Origin of the sequence: Paracoccus sp. (in: a-proteobacteria) (assembly GCF_046462195.1) — a bacterium.
Lineage (GTDB): Bacteria > Pseudomonadota > Alphaproteobacteria > Rhodobacterales > Rhodobacteraceae > Paracoccus.
In genome coordinates this window covers 28,242-44,014 of record NZ_JBKGUN010000227.1, presented here as the reverse complement: position 1 = coordinate 44,014, position 15,773 = coordinate 28,242, and the positions used below count along the sequence as shown (strand labels likewise).

Below are 15,773 nucleotides of genomic sequence, written 5' to 3'. Positions count from 1 at the left end.
CCGCGCCCGAGGGGCCCACCAGGGCCACCGTTTCGCCGGGACGGATGGTCAGGTCGATGCTGTCCAGCGCCGGCGCATCGGGACGGGTGGGAAAGCGGAAGCTGACGCCATCCAGCGCGATCTGGCCCCGCAAGGGCTGTGGCAGGGAACGGGGCTGCTCCGGGTCCGTCAGCTCGTCCTCGGCCGACAGCAGTTCGGCCAGGCGCTCGGTCGCGCCGGCCGCGCGCTGCAACTCGCCCCAGATTTCGGACAGGGCCCCGGTCGAGCCGGCCACCAGAATCGCATAGATCACGAACTGGACCAATTGGCCTGCAGTCATCGCGCCCTCGCGCACGTCGCGCGCTCCGATCCACAGGACGCCGATCACCCCGGCAAAGATCAGGAAGATGACGATGGCCGTCATGAACGCGCGGGTGGTGATGCGCGCCAGCGCCACGTCATAGGACCGGTCGGTCACGCTGTCGAAGCGACTGATGCTGCGCGCCTCGGCCGTATAAGCCTGCACCGTTTGCGCCGCCAGCAGGGTTTCCGAGGCGGTGCCCGAGGATGCCGCGATCCAGTCCTGGTTCTGGCGCGACAGGCCGCGCAGGCGGCGCCCCAGCAAGATGATCGGGATCAGGATCGCCGGCACGATCAGCAGGACTAGTCCGGTCAGCTTGACCGATGTCCAGGCCAGCATGGCCATGCCGCCCGCCAGGATCAGCATGTTGCGCAGCGCGATCGACAGCGACGAGCCCACGACCGACTGGATCAGCGTCGTGTCGGTGGTGATGCGCGACAGGATCTCGCCGGTCATCACGCGCTCGAAAAAGGCGGGCGAAAGGGTGATGACGCGGGCATAGACGGCCTTGCGAATGTCCGCCACGACACGTTCACCCAGCCGCGTGACGAAGAAATAGCGCAGGGCCGTGCCCAGGGCGAGGCCCAACACGATAAACAGGGCAGCGGAAAAATATTCGTCCAGCAAACCTGCGCCGTCGTCGAAGTTGTCAACCACGCGGCGCGCGGCCAGCGGCAGGATCAGGCTGATGGCCGATGTGGCCACCAGCGCCAGCAACGCCAGCACGACCTGCCCGCGATAAGGCCGAACAAAGGGCCAGAGCGCACCCAGTGCACCCACGCGCCGGCTTGTCGGCCGGTCTTCCAGAATTTTAGCGCCGCGTGCCATGCCAGCCTGACCGTGATGTTTTTACCGCATTCCGGTTTAGGCTGCGGAAGGCCCAAGGACAAGCCGACGGGGTGTCACGGCCGGATCGTGCCGCAGCCCAGCGCCTGCTCCAGCAGATCCACCGCCGCTGCCAGCTTGCCGTCGATCACCTGCAGGTATTGTGTCCAGTCGGACAGGCTGCGCAGCTCCTCGACCCCGTCCGAGATGCCGCGCAACCCGATCAGCGGCACGCCGAAATGCTGGGCCACGCGCAGATGGGCAAAGGTTTCCATGTCGACCATGTCCTCCTCGATGCCGGCATAGGCCGCACCGCTGACGATATTGGCGCCCGTGGACAGGCTGGCCACCGGCAGGCCGGGAATGCGGTGTGGCATCCCGATCACGCGCGGCAGGTCCAGCAGCGGCGTGCAACCCCGAGAAAAGCCCAGAGCCGAGGCATCCATGTCACGATAAGCGACAGCGCCCACCTGATAGATCTCGGTCTGGACCAGCCGCGCGGATCCGGCCGAACCCAGTGACACGATCAGGCGCGGTTGCACGCTTATCGTAGACAATGCCGCTGTCAACTGGACAGCGGCCTCGACAGGACCGATGCCCGTGATCAGGGGCGTGATGCGCGCCTGCAGGGCGGGCCCATATTCGGGCAGGGCCGCCATCACGAACAGAACCGGCAGTCCGGCAAGATGGTCAAGGGTGGCCGGCATGGGAACCTCGGACGTTAGGGCGCGCTTTGGGGTGGCACGGGGCCGTCCGCGGGGTCAAGGGCAATGGCCCCTTGCGGCAGGCGGGGCCCTTGTGGCAGGGGTCGGCGGTCAAGGAAAGGCCAAGGCATGGGCAGGGTCAGCGATCTTTACCGGCAACGCGTGGCATCGGGCGTCCTGCGCCCCGATCCCGCACAAGAGGCCGTGCTGCCCTACATGGACCGCGTGCTGGCCGACATGGAGGCCACTCCGGCGCCGAAACGATCCGCTTGGCGGGCCTTTCTGGGTGTGGGCAACCCGGAGCCTGCGCTGGGCGCGCGGGGGCTTTACCTGTGGGGCGGGGTCGGGCGCGGCAAGTCGATGCTGATGGACCTGATGGCCGAGGCTGCGGGCGACATTCCCTGCCGTCGCGTCCATTTCCACGAATTCATGCAGGAAATCCAAGCCGGGCTGGACGAGGCCCGCAAGCGCGGCGAACAGGACACCGTGCGTCCCGTGGCCGAAGGCGTGGCCCGGCAGACCCGCCTCCTGTGCTTTGACGAGATGCAGATCACCGACATTGCCGATGCAATGATCGTGGGTCGCCTGTTCCAGGTGCTGTTCGATCAAGGAGTGGTCGTCGTCACCACCTCGAACCGCGAGCCCGAGGACCTGTACAAGCACGGGCTGAACCGCCAGTTGTTCCTGCCCTTCATCGCGCTGATCCGACAGCGGATGGAGGTCGTCTGCCTGGACAGCCAGACCGATTACCGCCAGAACCGCACCGGCAGCCAGGTCTGGTTCGCCCCTGCCGATGCGGCCGCAAAAACGGCGCTGGATGACAGATGGGACAGGCTGACCGATGGCGCAGCGCCCGCATCCTGTATGATCGAGGTCAAGGGCCGCCAGGTCGAGCTGTCGGCCTGCGCAGGCCGGGTGGCGCGATCCTCCTTCTGGAACCTGTGCGGCCGTCCGCTTGGCCCCGCCGACTATCTGGCCGTGGCACGCTCGGTCGATGTGCTGCTGATCGACGGGGTGCCGCGGCTGTCGGCGTCGAACTACAACGAGGCCCGGCGTTTCGTCACGCTGATCGATGCGCTTTACGAGGCCAAGGTCCGCCTGATCGCCAGCGCCGCGGACCAGCCGGAACAGTTGTACAACGAGGGCGAAGGCAGCTTCGAATTCGAACGCACCGCCAGCCGCCTGCGAGAGATGCAGGATGCCGCTTGGGGCGCACGGGACTAGACGCCCATCGTCCGGCGGCCGCGCGCGACCAGGGCCTGCATTTCCTCAAGGGTGAGGGCGCCAAAGACGGCCTCGTCACCGCAGATGAAGGTGGGCGTGCCCATCAGGGCCATGTGTTCGGCCAACAGGTGGCTGCTGGAGATGTGACGCTCGACCGCGTCCGACTGCATGCCCTGACGCAGTTCCGCCTCGTCCAGCCCGACCTGCCGGGCCACGCGCATCACCGTTGCCTCCTCGGCGCGCGCCCGCATGCCCAAGAGACCCGCATGGAACCGCCAGTATCGCCCTGTCGGCAGCGAAGCCAGCGAAGCACGGGCCGCGAAATCGGACCCTGGCCCGAAGACGGGCCACTCCCTGTAAACGACGCGCAGTTCGGGATCGCTCGTGACCAGCTGCTGCACAATGGGCAACATCTGGCGACAGAACCCGCAGTTGTAGTCGAAGAACTCGGTCAGGGTGATGTTGCCCTGCGGATTGCCCAGGACCGGGGCGGTGCTGTCCCGCTCCAGTGCGCGGCGCAGTTCGTCGGGCATCGGATTGGGACGATCCTGGGCAAAGGCCGGAAGGGCGGCAAAGGCGCCGGCGGTGGCCAGCAAGGTGCGACGTGTGGGCATGGCTTGTCCTTTCGCGGCGGCTGCGCTTTGATCGCCTGCGGGTAACGCGAGGCTGATCCATGCGTAAACCAAGATACGATCCTGAACCGGTCACGTTGGCGTCAGACCCCGTCTGTCCGCTGTGCCTGCGTCCCATTCCTGCGGATGTGCCGCAAAGCCGTCATCACCTGATCCCCAAGCTGAAGGGCGGCAAGGGAGGCGAAACTGTGCTGCTGCACCACATCTGCCACAAGACCATCCACAAGACGCTGCGCGAGGGCGAACTGGCGCGCAACTTCAACACGGTGGAGGCGCTGCGTGGCCATCCCGAACTGGCGCGTTTCTGGGCTTGGATCGGGCGCCGTCCTCCGGGCTTTACCGGCAAGGTGCGATAGGTCGCATTCCTGTTGGAGATTCGCTGATTCGGTCTCATCCTGACGGGTGCGAACGGAAAGGAATGCCCATGTCCCACCTGACCCTGACTGCTCTGGTTGCCAGTTTTGCGCTGGCAGTTCCCGCCCTTGCACAGAATGCCCCGGCCCAACCCGCCCCGACAGTCACCCCACAGGAGGCTCAGGTCACCCCTGCCCCCGAAAAGCCTGCGGGTCGCAAGGGATGCGGCCGTGATCGAAACGTGATGTCATGACAGGCCCGCGAGCGGACCGCTGAACGATTTCAGCAGACACGGCGGGTGACGATCACGAGCGGAACGCCTCTGCAGAACAGCACCATCCCCTGTGCGCTGCTGCACCGATCCGACTGAATTAGTTCATGACCCTGCACCGATGTAAAGGACCGGGCACCCTTGACCGTGAGCAACGCGTGCAGCAGAGTCGCCAAGCAATCTTGAGGGCCAGGCTTGCGCGGCGAAAGAGGGCTCACGCCCGCTCACGGCGGCGTGGTTGCGCCGAGGCCACGCGAAGCCGATGCACCTCACGGCCCTTTCTTCACTCTGCGGGTCTGCAGGCCTAGATCAACGCCACAAGACAGAATTGGAGACGTCGAAATGAAACTTGCATCCGCTGCCATCGCTGCTTTTCTGATTGCCGGCACGGCCCATGCCGGCGGTTATGTCGCCCCGGTGGTCGAGGCTCAGCCTGCCCCCATTGTCACCCCGGTCATGAATCAGGGTTCCGACTGGTCGGGCTTTTATGCCGGTCTTCAGTACGGCAAGGGAGACGGGGAACTGTCCTCGTTTGACGGCTCGACGGACTTTGATGCCTATGGTGTGCATGCCGGCTACAACCGCGACTTCGGCCGCTTCGTGCTGGGCGGCGAACTGGACTATAACCGTCTGGACATCGACACCGTTGACGAAAAGGGCGACCTGACCCGTTTGCGTGCCCGCGCCGGATATGACATGGGCCGCTTCCTGCCCTACGTCACGCTGGGCGCTGCCCGCGTGTCGGCTGACCTCGGCACGTTCGACCTCAAGGAAACGGCCTTCACCTATGGTATCGGTGGTGAGTTCAAGGTGACCGAACGCGTGTCGCTGGGTGCGGAATACACCCGCCAGGATTTTGACGATGTGGACGACATCGACGGCCTGAACGTGGACACCGACATGGTGCAGCTGCGGGCGTCGTTCCGCTTCTGATCCCTGCCCTAAGGGACAAGAAAGGCGGCCTTCGGGTCGCCTTTTTTCATGGAAAAAACCAGACAGTCCGACAAGGCATCCCCGCCGGACCATTCTGCGCTTACCGCGTGAACTTCTTGTATTTCACCCGCTTCGGCTCGATCGAATCCGGTCCAAGGCGGCGGACCTTGTCTTGTTCATAGGCCTCGAAGTTGCCTTCGAACCATTCGACATGGGCATCACCCTCGAAGGCAAGGATATGCGTGCACAGCCGGTCCAGGAAAAAGCGGTCGTGGCTGATGATCACTGCGCAGCCGGCGAAATCGTCCAGCGCCGCCTCCAGCGCCTGCAGGGTTTCGACATCCAGGTCGTTGGTCGGTTCGTCCAGCAGCAGGACGTTGCCGCCCGACTTCAGCAGTTTCGCCATGTGGACGCGGTTGCGTTCCCCGCCCGACAACTGGCCCACCTTCTTCTGCTGGTCGCTGCCCTTGAAGTTGAACGCACTGCAGTAAGCGCGGCTGTTCATCGTCGCATCGCCCAGGGCGATCAGTTCAGCTCCGCCGCTGATTTCCTCCCACACGGTCTTGCCGTCAGCCAGCGCGTCGCGCGACTGGTCCACATAGGACAGCTGGACCGTATCACCCAGGGTGATGGTGCCTTCGTCGGGCTGCTCCTGGCCGGTCAGCATGCGGAACAGGGTGGACTTGCCCGCACCGTTCGGGCCGATCACGCCCACGATGCCGCCGGGGGGGATGGTGAAATCCAGATTCTCGATCAGCAGCTTGTCGCCCATGGCCTTTTTCAGGCCGGTGACCTCGATCACCTTGCCGCCAAGGCGCTCGCCGTTGGGGATGATGATCTGGGCGTTGGCAATGCGTTCCTTTTCAGTCTTGTTGGCCATCTCGTTGTAGGCATTGATCCGGGCCTTCTGCTTGGCCTGACGGGCCTTGGCACCGGCGCGGATCCATTCCAGTTCCTTTTCCAGAACCTTCTGCTTGGACTTGTCCTCGCGCGCCTCCTGCGCGACCCGCTTGGCCTTGGCATCCAGCCACGAGGAATAGTTCCCCTCATGCGGCAGGCCGCGGCCGCGCTCAAGCTCCAGGATCCAGCTGGTGATGTCGTCCAGGAAATAGCGGTCATGGGTCACGGTCAGGATCGTGCCCTTGTACTCGATCAGGTGCTTTTGCAACCAGGCGATGGTTTCCGCGTCCAGGTGGTTGGTCGGTTCGTCCAGCAGCAGCATGTCCGGCGCTTCCAGCAGCAGCTTGCACAGCGCCACACGGCGACGTTCGCCCCCCGACAGCGTGGTCACATCCGCGTCGTCGGGCGGGCAGCGCAGGGCCTCCATCGCGATATCCACCTGACTGTCCAGATCCCACAGATTTTCCGCGTCGATCTGGTCCTGCAGGGCCGACATCTCGTCGGCGGTCTCGTCCGAATAGTTCATCGCCAGCTCGTTGTAACGGTCCAGCTTGGCCTGCTTGGCCGCCACGCCCAGCATCACGTTGCCCCGCACATCCAGGGATTCGTCCAGCTGCGGTTCCTGCGGCAGGTAACCGACGGTCGCGCCCTTGGCAGCCCAGGCTTCGCCGGTGAAGTCCTTGTCGATGCCGGCCATCACGCGCATCAGGCTGGATTTGCCTGATCCGTTGACGCCCACGACGCCGATCTTGACGCCGGGAAGGAAGTTCAGGCGGATGTTCTCGAAGACTTTCTTGCCGCCGGGATAGGTCTTGGACACACCGTCCATGTGGTAGACGAACTGATAGGACGCCATCGGAATCTCCTGTAATTTGCCGTTTTGTAAGCGATCGGACGTGCCGATGAAAGGTCAGCGGAGCCGGTCCACGAAATCCTGCCCCAGCATGTCGCGCAGCGCGTCGATCTGGGGGGCCAGCCGCGCCTCCAGCGCGGTCACGGCTTCGGGTGGGGGCATCACGCCCGCGGGATTGGCAAAAACCTTCTGGGTCAGGTTCGCGTAAAGGCCCGGACCGATCCCCAGATGCGCCTCGACCGCGTCCATGACCGCACCGGGTTGCGTGCCGATCAGCCCGAACGGAATCACCAGCATGTCGGGATAGCGCGCCTGCCAACGCGGCAGATAGGTCGCATAATCGCCGCGTTCGTCCAGCACCGGATTCGCAACCTCGGCCAGCCAGTCGTCCACCGTTTCGGGCATGCGCTTTTCGCGGCGCAGGTTCATGCGCAACTGCGAGATGGCACGGTCGACCGGATGACGGATCAGATAGATGACACGTGCCTTGGGCAGGAAATCCTTGACCGCCTGGACGCCCTCGTCTGGCAGGCCGGAATATTCCGGGGTGAAGTCCATCGGAATGGCATGCGCGGGCGCGGGGGCGAAGACGCGCTTGTACCACTGGTTGTGGAACATCTTGCCGCTGGTGACGGCGGTCAGATATTCGTCCAGCTCCGGGGGCAGATCGACCTTGCGCGCCACATGGCGGTCGCGGATTTCCTGCGGCTTGTTGCGGTAATGCCAGGCGATCCAGCGGCGGTGCCCGGGGATGTGCAGGTGGTTGAAATACTGCACCTCCTTGAAGGGCGGGATCCAGACCTGCGGGTGCTGTCCCAGCATCTGCGCCAGCCAGCTGGTCCCGGCCTTTTGCGCCCCGATGCACAGCACGCCCGGCTTGCGCGGCAGGCCGTCAGGGTCGAAGGCCGGGCTGATGGTGATCAAAGATGGCCCCACAGGTCGTATTCGCCGGCCTCGTCAACCGTCACGGACACGATATCACCGGGTTTCAGTGCGTCGAAACCCTCGTCGATGAACAGGTTGCCGTCGATTTCCGGCGCATCGGCCTTGGTGCGGCAGGTGGCGCCTTGTTCGTCGATCTCGTCCACGATCACCTCGAGGCGGGTGCCGATCTTGGCCGCCAGCTTGGCCTCGGAGATGGCCTGAGCCTTTTGCATGAACCGCTCGAACCGTTCCTGCTTGACCTCGGGGGCGACATGGTCGGGCAGGTCGTTGGCACGGGCACCCTTGACGTTCTCGTACTGGAAGGCTCCCACGCGGTCCAGTTGCGCCTCGTCCAGCCAATCCAGCAGGGTCTGGAACTCGGCTTCGGTTTCTCCGGGATAGCCGACGATGAAGGTCGATCGCAGGGTGATCTCGGGGCAGATCGCGCGCCATGCGGCGATCTCGTCCAGCGTCCGGGCAGCGGCCGCGGGACGGGCCATCCGCTTCAGCACATCCGGGTGGGCGTGCTGGAAAGGAATGTCCAGATAAGGCAGCACCAGCCCGTCGGCCATCAGCGGGATCAGGTCGCGCACATGCGGATAGGGATAGACATAGTGCAGCCGCACCCAGGCCCCCAGGCTGCCAAGATCGCGCGCAAGGTCGGTGATGTGGGCGCGGTGGCCGCGCTCCTCGGCATATTTGCGATCCACGCCATAGGCGCTGGTGTCCTGGCTGATGACCAGCAGTTCCCTGACCCCGGCCTCCACCAGCTTTTCCGCCTCGCGCACGATTGCATGGGCCGGGCGGCTGACCAGGCGGCCGCGCATGTCCGGAATGATGCAGAACTTGCACTTGTGATTGCAGCCTTCCGAGATCTTCAGATAGCTGTAATGGCGCGGCGTCAGGCTGACGCCACTGGCGGGCAGCAGGTCGATGAAGGGGTCGGGCTGCGGGGGCACGGCCTTGTGGACCGCGTCCAGCACCTGCTCGTATTGATGCGGGCCCGTCACGGCCAGCACCTTGGGATGCGTTCCGGTGATGTAATCGGGCTCGGCCCCCAGGCAGCCGGTGACGATCACGCGGCCGTTCTCGCGCAGCGCCTCGCCGATGGCGTCCAGGCTTTCGGCCTTGGCGCTGTCCAGAAATCCGCAGGTGTTCACCACCACCGCATCCGCGCCGTGATAATCGGCGCTGATCGCATATCCTTCGGCCCGCAGGCGGGTCAGGATGCGTTCGCTGTCGACCAGCGCCTTGGGACAGCCAAGGCTGACCATGCCGATGGTCGGCTGGCCGTCGCGCCGTTCCCCGGAATGGGCATCGGGAATGCGGGCGCGGGCAAGGTCGGGGCGCAGGTCGGGCGGGTTCTGTTGCATCCGCCGCACATAAGCGATTCGCGCTTGCAGGAAAAGGCGCAGGATGGCTCTCGCCGCAACGTGATTTCCCAAGACGCACGGCTCCGGGAATAAGAAGGGCATGAAAATGCGCCCCCGCCTTGTCCTGTCCCTGATCGCCATGCTGGCCGCGGCCAGCCCCGCGCTTGCGCAACAGCAGCCTTCTGGCATCAAGGACAACGGGCGTTTCATCGATGTCTGGAACAACCGGGGCGGCAATGTGCTGCAGATGGTCCAGACACGTCAGGATCTGGAGAATTCCGGGCGTCAGGTGCGTATTCGCGGCTATTGCCGGTCCGCCTGCACGATCCTGACGACGCTGCCCAATGCCTGCCTGGGGCCGCATGCCCGCATCGGCTTTCACGCGCCGCGCATCCAGGGCACGCAGATCATCCCTCCTTATGTCGATCAGATCATGGGAAACTTTTATCGCGGCGGCATCCGCGACAAATGGTTCGGGGGCTGGAACCGTTCAATGGACATGCAGGTGATCTCGGCGCGGGACTATGTGCGCATGGACCCGCAAACCCGGATCTGCGACAGCATCCCGCGCTGAAGGCTTATTCGCGCAGCCGCCAGCCGGTGGCAAAGATCCAGCGGATCACCGCCAGACAGATCGCGATCATGATCGCCACGGCCACCAGCGACACGCCCACCGGCACGTCGGCCAGTCCGAAGAACGACCAGCGGAACCCCGAGATCAGGTAAAGGACCGGGTTCATCTTGGCCACGCCCTCCCAGAAAGGCGGCAGCATGCTGGCCGAGTAGAAGGCCCCGCCCAGGAAGACCAGCGGCATGATGACCATCATCGGCACGATCTGCAGCTGCTCGAAGGATTTGGCCCACAGCCCGATGATGAAACCCAGCAGGCTGAAGCCCAGTGCCGACAGGATCAGGAAGGCCAGCATCCAGAACGGATGCAGGATATGGACGCCCACGAAGGCAAAGCTGGTCAGCAGGATCACCAGCGCGATCAGGACGGCCTTGGCCGCCGCCGCACCCACGAAACCAAGCGTCACCTCGATCCAGCCGACGGGAGAGACCAGGTATTCATAGATCGTGCCCGAGAACTTCGGAAAATAGATGCCGAAGCTGGCATTGCTGACGGCCTGCTGCAGGATGGTCAGCATCATCAGGCCGGGCACGATGAAGGCGCCATATTCCACGCCCTCGACCGACTGGATGCGGCCGCCGATGGCAGCGCCGAAGACCACGAAATACAGCACCGTCGAGACGACAGGCGAGGCCAGCGATTGCCATATGGTGCGGAAGAACCGCGTCATCTCGTGATGGAAGATGGCCCAGACGCCGTGCCAGTTGACCATGTTCATGCCGCATCCTCCGCATCGTTCTCGGCGTCGCTGACCAGCGAGATGAACACCTCTTCAAGGCTGGATTGGCGGGTGGAGACGTCGCGCACGGTGATGCCGCGCGCCGCAAGATCGCCTAAAAGCCGCGCGATCCCGGTGCGTTCGGCACGGGTGTCGTATTCATAGGCCAACTGCCGGTTGTCCGGAGACAATGTCAGGCCCCGGCCCTGCAGGTCGTTTGGAATGGCCGCAAGCGGTGCGTCCAGTTCGATCGTCAGGGTCTTCTTGCCGAATTCGCCCATCAGCTCGGCCGTCGGGCGGACCAGCAGCAGGCGGCCTTTGGCGATGACCCCGATGCGGTCCGCCATCTCTTCGGCTTCTTCCAGGTAATGAGTGGTCAGGATGATGGTCACACCTTCGCGGCGCAGATCGCCCACCACCTGCCACATCTCGCGGCGCAGGGCCACGTCGACGCCGGCCGTGGGTTCGTCCAGAAACAGGACTTTGGGCTGGTGCGACAACGCCTTGGCGATCAGCACCCGGCGCTTCATGCCGCCCGACAGCTCCCGCGTGGCGGCGTCGCGCTTGTCCCACAACGACAGGGCACGCAGGATGCGCTCCAGATAGGCTTCATCGGGCGGCATGCCGTAAAGGCGGCGGGTGAAGCGGACGCAGTTGATGACCTTCTCGAAGGGCTCCAGCGCGATTTCCTGCGGAACGAGACCGATCAGCTTGCGCGCGGCGCGCCAGTCCGTGCGGATGTCGTGTCCTCCCACGCGGACGGTGCCGCCTGTCGGCACGACCAGACCGCAGATGATCGAGATCATCGTGGTCTTGCCCGCCCCGTTCGGTCCCAAAAGGGCGATGATCTCGCCCTCGTCGATGGACAGGCTGACATCGTCCAGCGCCTTGGTGCCGCTGTCATACTGTTTCGACAGGTGGTCTATTTCGATGATCGCGCCCATGCGTCCCCCGTTCGGTTCCGGCGATTCTTCGCGCCGACGGGTGGCATCCACCCTTGGGCGCAGATAGGCACCCCGTTCCCATATTGCCAGAGCCGCGCCCTTGTTCCAGCCGCGCAGGGTTGCGCGCCCCGGCGGCTCCGGGCAGTCTGGACCGGCCTGTCAACCGGAGATCCCGATGGTCCGCCCCGCCTCGCCTGCCCCTTCCGCACCGCAGGGTGACGGCGGCAAGACCGGGGGACGGTAGCCATGTTTCCCATTCGCGACCACAACCCTTCCAGCCGACGGCCATGGGTCACCTGGGCGTTGATCGCCGCCAATGTCGTTCTGTACCTGGCAACCCTGCCCGGCAGCGAGGGCGGGGAGATCCTGTGGGTGAACCTTGCCCTTTATCCGCTGGCGGTTGTCAACGGAGAGATGATCGGAGGCCTTCTGACCCACATGTTCCTGCATGCGGGGCTGATGCACCTGGGGGGCAACATGCTGTTCCTGTGGATCTTTGGCGACAACCTCGAAGACCAGATGGGCCGGGCGGGCTTTCTGTTCTTTTACCTGGGCGCGGGGCTGGCGGCGGCGGCTCTTCAGATCGCGGCCGATCCGCTGTCGCCGATCCCAATGGTTGGCGCATCAGGGGCCATCGCCGGAGTCATGGGCGGCTATCTGCTGCTGTTCCCACGGGCCAGGGTGGATGTGCTGGCCATCTTCATCATCTTCTTCAAGGTTTTCACCCTGCCTGCCTGGGTCATGCTGGGTATCTGGTTCGCCCTGCAGCTGTTCGGCGGCTTTTCCATGGTCGCGGGCGAGGGGGGCGTTGCCTATTGGGCCCATGCGGGCGGGTTTGCGGCGGGGCTGGTCCTGGCGCTGCCGGTGTTCCTGCGGCGCGGCGGGCCGGCGTTCTGGTCGCGCACCCATGGGCAGCCGCCGCATCCGGAGGCCGTCTATTCCGAAACCCGCATCCCTCGCGTCACGCGCCGCTGACGGCTTGGACCACGCGCGGCCGCCCCATCGAAGGGGCGTCAGACGCCAAGGGCCAGTGGCTCCGATCACTCCACCTTCAGGCCCACGCTCATATGCCGCTTGGTGCCAAAGCCGGAACGGCGGGACACGTCGAAGCCGGCCCCGGACAGGGCGCGGCGCACATGACCGGCCGCCGTATAGGTCGCAAAGCTGCCTCCCGGCGCCGTATGCGCCCCCACTTGGCGCATCAGGTCCTCGTCCCACATCTGCGGGTTCTTGGCTGGCGAGAACCCGTCAAGGAACCACGCATCCGCACGCCCCGTCCACAACGGCAGGGTTTGGCGCACGTCGCCCAGAACCAGCGTCAGGCTGACCTGCCCCACCTGGATCACGGGTCGACCCCAGCCCGCCCGCAACTGCGCGGCCAGTCCGGCCAGTTCGGGAAAGGCCGCATGGGCCTGCGCCAGTTGCGCGACGCTCATGGGATAGGCCTCGAAGCTGGTCATCCGCACGGGCACCTGCGCAACCTGCGCCAGAGCCAACGCGTTCAGCCCGGTGCCGAAACCCAGCTCGGCCACATGAAATCCGGGCACCAGACGTGCCGGCAGGTCATTGCCGTCGAGGAACACATGCCGGGTTTCGGCCAGCCCCCCGCCCAAGCTGAAATACGGATCATTGAAAACGGTGGAAACGGGCACACCGCCTTCGCGCCAGTCAAGGGACGGCTCGTCTTCGGGGCAGGGTTGGTCTAGATCGCTCATGCGCGGCAGCTTTCGGGAAAGGACGCGGCTTTGGCAAGGGACAGGGTGATCCATGTGGCGGGGGCGGGCATCTTCGGGCTGGCCTGCGCCTGGGCGCTGATCCGGCGCGGTGCCCTCGTGCGGGTCTGGGAGGCTTGCCAAATCGGCGCGGGCTCCTCGGGCGGGCATGTGGGCGCGCTGGCGCCGCACGCGCCCGAGAACTGGAACAGCAAGAAGGCGTTGCAGCTGGACAGCCTGCTGGCTGCTCCTGACTTCTGGAAAAGGGTCGAGGATGCCTCCGGCCTGCCTTCGGGCTATGGCCGGACAGGACGGCTGCAGCCCGTCCCGGACGCAGAAACCGCCACGCGGCTGGCCGATCGCATCGCGGCGGCAGAGCGGCAATGGCCGGCGGATCTAGGGATGCGTCTGACCCGCCACCCGCAGGCCGCACTGGCTCCCGACAGCCCCACTGGCCTTTGGCTGGAGGACGGGCTGACCGCCCGCCTGAACCCGCGCGCTGCCCTGGCCGCCTTGACGGGTGCGATCCGCGCCAAGGGCGGCGAGGTGACCGAGAACCATCCGGCCGAGGCGGACCATGCCCCCACGATCTGGGCCACCGGCACGCCGGGGTTGCAGGACCTGAACCGGGAGCTGGACCGCAAGATCGGTCAGGGCGTCAAGGGTCAGTCCGTGCTGTTGGCCCATGCCGCGCCCGCCAGTCCGCAGGTCTTTGCCAATGGTCTGCATATCGTGCCCCATGCGGACGGAACCACGGCCATCGGCTCCACCTCGGAAAACAGTTATGACCATGGCGAACCGGATCATCAGGCGGAGGACCTGCTGGCGCGGGCCCGCGCCCTCTGCCCCGCCCTCGCCGATGCAGCGGTTCTGGACATCTGGGCCGGCCTGCGCCCGCGCGCCCGCTCCCGTGCACCCGTGCTGGCGCCTTGGCCGGGGAGGCCGGGGCACCTGATCGCCAATGGCGGCTTCAAGATCGGCTTTGGCATGGCGCCGCTGGTCGCCGATCTGGCGGCGCAGGTCCTGCTGGACGGCCGCCAGAACCTGCCCGACCTCTTCGCCCTGCCCTGATTGCCCGGGCCTGACCGCTTGCAACTGCCCCCCCGGCGGCGTCACACTGGCCCAAACAGCCGGAGATGCGCATGACCACCCGCCTCGACCACGCCTTTGTCGCCATCGATGCCGCCAATGCTCGGGACCCGAATCTGGAGGACGGCAAACCCGCGAACCTTCTCTATGGCCAGCGCATGACCGAGGAACAGCAGCACCTGTTCCCGCAGGCCGATGACGTGCTGCGCATCGCCTGCCGGGGCCAGCATATCGAGCGCTGGACCCTGCCCCGCAGCGACTTCCCCATGAACCGTCCCGGCTATCTGCAATGGCGCCAGGAACAGGGCCGCCGCCATGCCGAGCGGATCGCAGGCATCATGGCCGATGCCGGCTATGACGCGGAGGAGATCGACCGCGCGCGCAGGATGCTGACCAAGCAGGGCCTCAAGCGCGATCCGCAGGTCCAGGCGCTGGAGGATGTGATCTGCTTCACCTTCATCCGCTGGTACCTCGGGGACTTCATGGCCGCCATTCCCGATGAAAAGATGCCCCGCATCATCGAGAAGACCGCCCGCAAGATGTCGCCCGAAGGCCGTGCCCGCGCCCTAGCCGAATTTCCCATGCCCGAAGCGCTTGCGCGCTTCTTCCGCGAGGCGGACCAGCCGCAGACCTTGTCGCGCGCCGTCATCGTGTCGCACGGACAGCCGGGCGACCCCGAACCCCAGCAGGCCGCGATCGAGATGCTGGCGGCGGCCGTTGCCCGTCATGCGACGGGCATCGAGGTTCTGGGCGCGACCTTGGCCATGCCCGGCGCCCTGGCGCGCACCTGCCGCAGCGATTGCGTCGTTTATCCGATGTTCATGGCCGAAGGATGGTTCACGGGCAGCGAACTGCCACGCCGCCTGTCCGAGGCGGGGGCACCCGGCGCCCATATCATGCGTCCCTTTGGCACCGATCCCGGCCTGCCCGACCTGATCATCGCCAAGGCACGTCAGGCGGCCGAGGCGCAGGGCTGGCCCCTAGACCAGGTCACGCTGCTGCTTTCGGCCCATGGCTCTCAGCGCAGTCAAGCCAGCTTTGACATCACGACGAGGCTGGCTGAACGGCTTTCGCCCCATTTCGCACGTGTGGTGACCGGCTTTGTCGAACAGGAACCCTTTATTGCCGATGCCGCGCGCGGGCTGGAGCGGGCGATCAGCCTGCCGCTGTTCGCCCTGCGGGCCGAACATGTGTTGGATGACCTGCCCGAGGCGCTGGATCAGGCCGGTTTCACCGGCCCGCGACTCGATCCTGTCGGCCTGGCCCCCGAAGCGCCCGAAATGATCGGCCGCGCGATCACCCGAGAAGTTTCAAGCTTGAAATAATATCGGTGCCGTGCCAGCCTG

17 protein-coding genes are annotated in these 15,773 nt (G+C 65.4%); 8 read left to right on the top strand and 9 right to left on the bottom strand.

All coding sequences use genetic code 11. From position 1 onward, the window contains the following. Together ACLHHB_RS14240 and ACLHHB_RS14235 are read right to left on the bottom strand one after the other, a co-directional pair. Positions 1 to 1,168 (bottom strand): ABC transporter transmembrane domain-containing protein (locus ACLHHB_RS14240; protein ID WP_410218942.1); only part of this gene is annotated, 1,168 nt, incomplete at its 3' end. Positions 1,169 to 1,242: 74 nt separating this feature from the next. After that, entirely contained in the window at positions 1,243 to 1,872 is a 630-nt protein-coding gene (locus ACLHHB_RS14235; protein WP_410218941.1) for a 5'-methylthioadenosine/S-adenosylhomocysteine nucleosidase, read from the bottom strand. Between the two features lie 126 nt (positions 1,873 to 1,998). On the opposite strand from ACLHHB_RS14235, the gene zapE reads away from it, so the two are divergent. After that, a complete protein-coding gene (zapE, locus tag ACLHHB_RS14230; protein ID WP_410218940.1) occupies positions 1,999 to 3,093 on the top strand; it encodes a cell division protein ZapE in 1,095 nt (364 codons plus the stop codon). Here the strand turns inward: zapE and ACLHHB_RS14225 are convergent. Next, positions 3,090 to 3,707, bottom strand: a complete 618-nt coding sequence (locus tag ACLHHB_RS14225) for a DsbA family protein (RefSeq protein ID WP_410218939.1) — start codon at positions 3,705 to 3,707, stop codon at positions 3,090 to 3,092. The genes zapE and ACLHHB_RS14225 overlap by 4 nt on opposite strands. A gap of 59 nt (positions 3,708 to 3,766) precedes the next feature. Here ACLHHB_RS14225 and ACLHHB_RS14220 point away from each other — a divergent pair, with 59 nt between their 5' ends. The 3 genes from ACLHHB_RS14220 (at position 3,767) to ACLHHB_RS14210 (ending at position 5,283) form a co-directional block, all read left to right on the top strand. After that, on the top strand, positions 3,767 to 4,081 hold the full coding sequence (locus ACLHHB_RS14220) for an HNH endonuclease (RefSeq protein ID WP_410218938.1): 315 nt from the start codon (positions 3,767 to 3,769) through the stop codon (positions 4,079 to 4,081). 68 nt (positions 4,082 to 4,149) lie between these two features. Beyond that, a complete protein-coding gene (locus ACLHHB_RS14215; RefSeq protein ID WP_410218937.1) occupies positions 4,150 to 4,332 on the top strand; it encodes a hypothetical protein in 183 nt (60 codons plus the stop codon). Between the two features lie 360 nt (positions 4,333 to 4,692). After that, positions 4,693 to 5,283 (top strand): outer membrane protein, encoded by a 591-nt coding sequence (locus tag ACLHHB_RS14210; protein ID WP_410218936.1) that lies wholly within the window; start codon positions 4,693 to 4,695, stop codon positions 5,281 to 5,283. A gap of 100 nt (positions 5,284 to 5,383) precedes the next feature. On the opposite strand, the gene ettA is transcribed toward ACLHHB_RS14210, so the two are convergent. From ettA to rimO, 3 genes are read right to left on the bottom strand one after another with little or no spacing between them, the layout of a single operon-like run. Further along, positions 5,384 to 7,039, bottom strand: a complete 1,656-nt coding sequence (gene ettA / locus ACLHHB_RS14205) for an energy-dependent translational throttle protein EttA (protein WP_410218935.1) — start codon at positions 7,037 to 7,039, stop codon at positions 5,384 to 5,386. Between the two features lie 54 nt (positions 7,040 to 7,093). Further along, the gene (locus ACLHHB_RS14200; protein WP_410218934.1) at positions 7,094 to 7,960 is read right to left on the bottom strand and encodes a sulfotransferase family protein; all 867 of its coding nucleotides are present in this window, start codon (positions 7,958 to 7,960) and stop codon (positions 7,094 to 7,096) included. Then, entirely contained in the window at positions 7,957 to 9,333 is a 1,377-nt protein-coding gene (gene rimO / locus ACLHHB_RS14195) for a 30S ribosomal protein S12 methylthiotransferase RimO (protein WP_410218944.1), read from the bottom strand. The genes ACLHHB_RS14200 and rimO overlap by 4 nt, the downstream gene beginning before the upstream one ends. A gap of 106 nt (positions 9,334 to 9,439) precedes the next feature. Here rimO and ACLHHB_RS14190 point away from each other — a divergent pair, with 106 nt between their 5' ends. Next, on the top strand, positions 9,440 to 9,907 hold the full coding sequence (locus ACLHHB_RS14190; RefSeq protein WP_410218933.1) for a hypothetical protein: 468 nt from the start codon (positions 9,440 to 9,442) through the stop codon (positions 9,905 to 9,907). A gap of 4 nt (positions 9,908 to 9,911) precedes the next feature. Here the strand turns inward: ACLHHB_RS14190 and ACLHHB_RS14185 are convergent, their stop codons facing one another. Together ACLHHB_RS14185 and ACLHHB_RS14180 are read right to left on the bottom strand one after the other, a co-directional pair. After that, entirely contained in the window at positions 9,912 to 10,682 is a 771-nt protein-coding gene (locus ACLHHB_RS14185; RefSeq protein ID WP_410218932.1) for an ABC transporter permease, read from the bottom strand. After that, positions 10,679 to 11,626 (bottom strand): ABC transporter ATP-binding protein, encoded by a 948-nt coding sequence (locus ACLHHB_RS14180; protein WP_410218931.1) that lies wholly within the window; start codon positions 11,624 to 11,626, stop codon positions 10,679 to 10,681. The genes ACLHHB_RS14185 and ACLHHB_RS14180 overlap by 4 nt, the downstream gene beginning before the upstream one ends. 246 nt (positions 11,627 to 11,872) lie before the next feature. On the opposite strand from ACLHHB_RS14180, the gene ACLHHB_RS14175 reads away from it, so the two are divergent. Continuing rightward, a complete protein-coding gene (locus tag ACLHHB_RS14175; protein WP_410218930.1) occupies positions 11,873 to 12,601 on the top strand; it encodes a rhomboid family intramembrane serine protease in 729 nt (242 codons plus the stop codon). A 65-nt stretch (positions 12,602 to 12,666) separates the two neighbouring features. Here the strand turns inward: ACLHHB_RS14175 and mnmD are convergent, their stop codons facing one another. Continuing rightward, complete coding sequence (gene mnmD / locus ACLHHB_RS14170; protein WP_410218929.1) at positions 12,667 to 13,341, bottom strand: tRNA (5-methylaminomethyl-2-thiouridine)(34)-methyltransferase MnmD; 675 nt, start codon at positions 13,339 to 13,341, stop codon at positions 12,667 to 12,669. Between the two features lie 30 nt (positions 13,342 to 13,371). Between mnmD and ACLHHB_RS14165 the strand changes: the two genes are divergently transcribed. Beyond that, positions 13,372 to 14,409 (top strand): NAD(P)/FAD-dependent oxidoreductase, encoded by a 1,038-nt coding sequence (locus tag ACLHHB_RS14165; RefSeq protein WP_410218928.1) that lies wholly within the window; start codon positions 13,372 to 13,374, stop codon positions 14,407 to 14,409. Between the two features lie 71 nt (positions 14,410 to 14,480). Continuing rightward, positions 14,481 to 15,752 carry a DUF4202 family protein gene (locus ACLHHB_RS14160; RefSeq protein ID WP_410218927.1) on the top strand — a complete coding sequence of 424 codons (1,272 nt, stop codon included), beginning with the start codon at positions 14,481 to 14,483 and terminating at the stop codon, positions 15,750 to 15,752. Positions 15,753 to 15,773: the final 21 nt, after the last annotated feature.

What these genes read in the sequence shown, in the direction of transcription:
- ACLHHB_RS14235 (WP_410218941.1), bottom strand. Translation starts at nt 1,872, where the DNA reads ATGCCGGCCACCCTTGACCATCTTGCCGGACTGCCGGTTCTGTTCGTG.
- ACLHHB_RS14215 (WP_410218937.1), top strand. Translation starts at nt 4,150, where the DNA reads ATGTCCCACCTGACCCTGACTGCTCTGGTTGCCAGTTTTGCGCTGGCA.
- ACLHHB_RS14160 (WP_410218927.1), top strand. Translation starts at nt 14,481, where the DNA reads ATGACCACCCGCCTCGACCACGCCTTTGTCGCCATCGATGCCGCCAAT.
- ACLHHB_RS14225 (WP_410218939.1), bottom strand. Translation starts at nt 3,707, where the DNA reads ATGCCCACACGTCGCACCTTGCTGGCCACCGCCGGCGCCTTTGCCGCC.
- ACLHHB_RS14220 (WP_410218938.1), top strand. Translation starts at nt 3,767, where the DNA reads ATGCGTAAACCAAGATACGATCCTGAACCGGTCACGTTGGCGTCAGAC.
- zapE (WP_410218940.1), top strand. Translation starts at nt 1,999, where the DNA reads ATGGGCAGGGTCAGCGATCTTTACCGGCAACGCGTGGCATCGGGCGTC.
- ACLHHB_RS14175 (WP_410218930.1), top strand. Translation starts at nt 11,873, where the DNA reads ATGTTTCCCATTCGCGACCACAACCCTTCCAGCCGACGGCCATGGGTC.
- ACLHHB_RS14210 (WP_410218936.1), top strand. Translation starts at nt 4,693, where the DNA reads ATGAAACTTGCATCCGCTGCCATCGCTGCTTTTCTGATTGCCGGCACG.
- ACLHHB_RS14190 (WP_410218933.1), top strand. Translation starts at nt 9,440, where the DNA reads ATGCGCCCCCGCCTTGTCCTGTCCCTGATCGCCATGCTGGCCGCGGCC.
- ACLHHB_RS14180 (WP_410218931.1), bottom strand. Translation starts at nt 11,626, where the DNA reads ATGGGCGCGATCATCGAAATAGACCACCTGTCGAAACAGTATGACAGC.
- ettA (WP_410218935.1), bottom strand. Translation starts at nt 7,039, where the DNA reads ATGGCGTCCTATCAGTTCGTCTACCACATGGACGGTGTGTCCAAGACC.
- ACLHHB_RS14185 (WP_410218932.1), bottom strand. Translation starts at nt 10,682, where the DNA reads ATGAACATGGTCAACTGGCACGGCGTCTGGGCCATCTTCCATCACGAG.
- mnmD (WP_410218929.1), bottom strand. Translation starts at nt 13,341, where the DNA reads ATGAGCGATCTAGACCAACCCTGCCCCGAAGACGAGCCGTCCCTTGAC.
- rimO (WP_410218944.1), bottom strand. Translation starts at nt 9,333, where the DNA reads ATGCAACAGAACCCGCCCGACCTGCGCCCCGACCTTGCCCGCGCCCGC.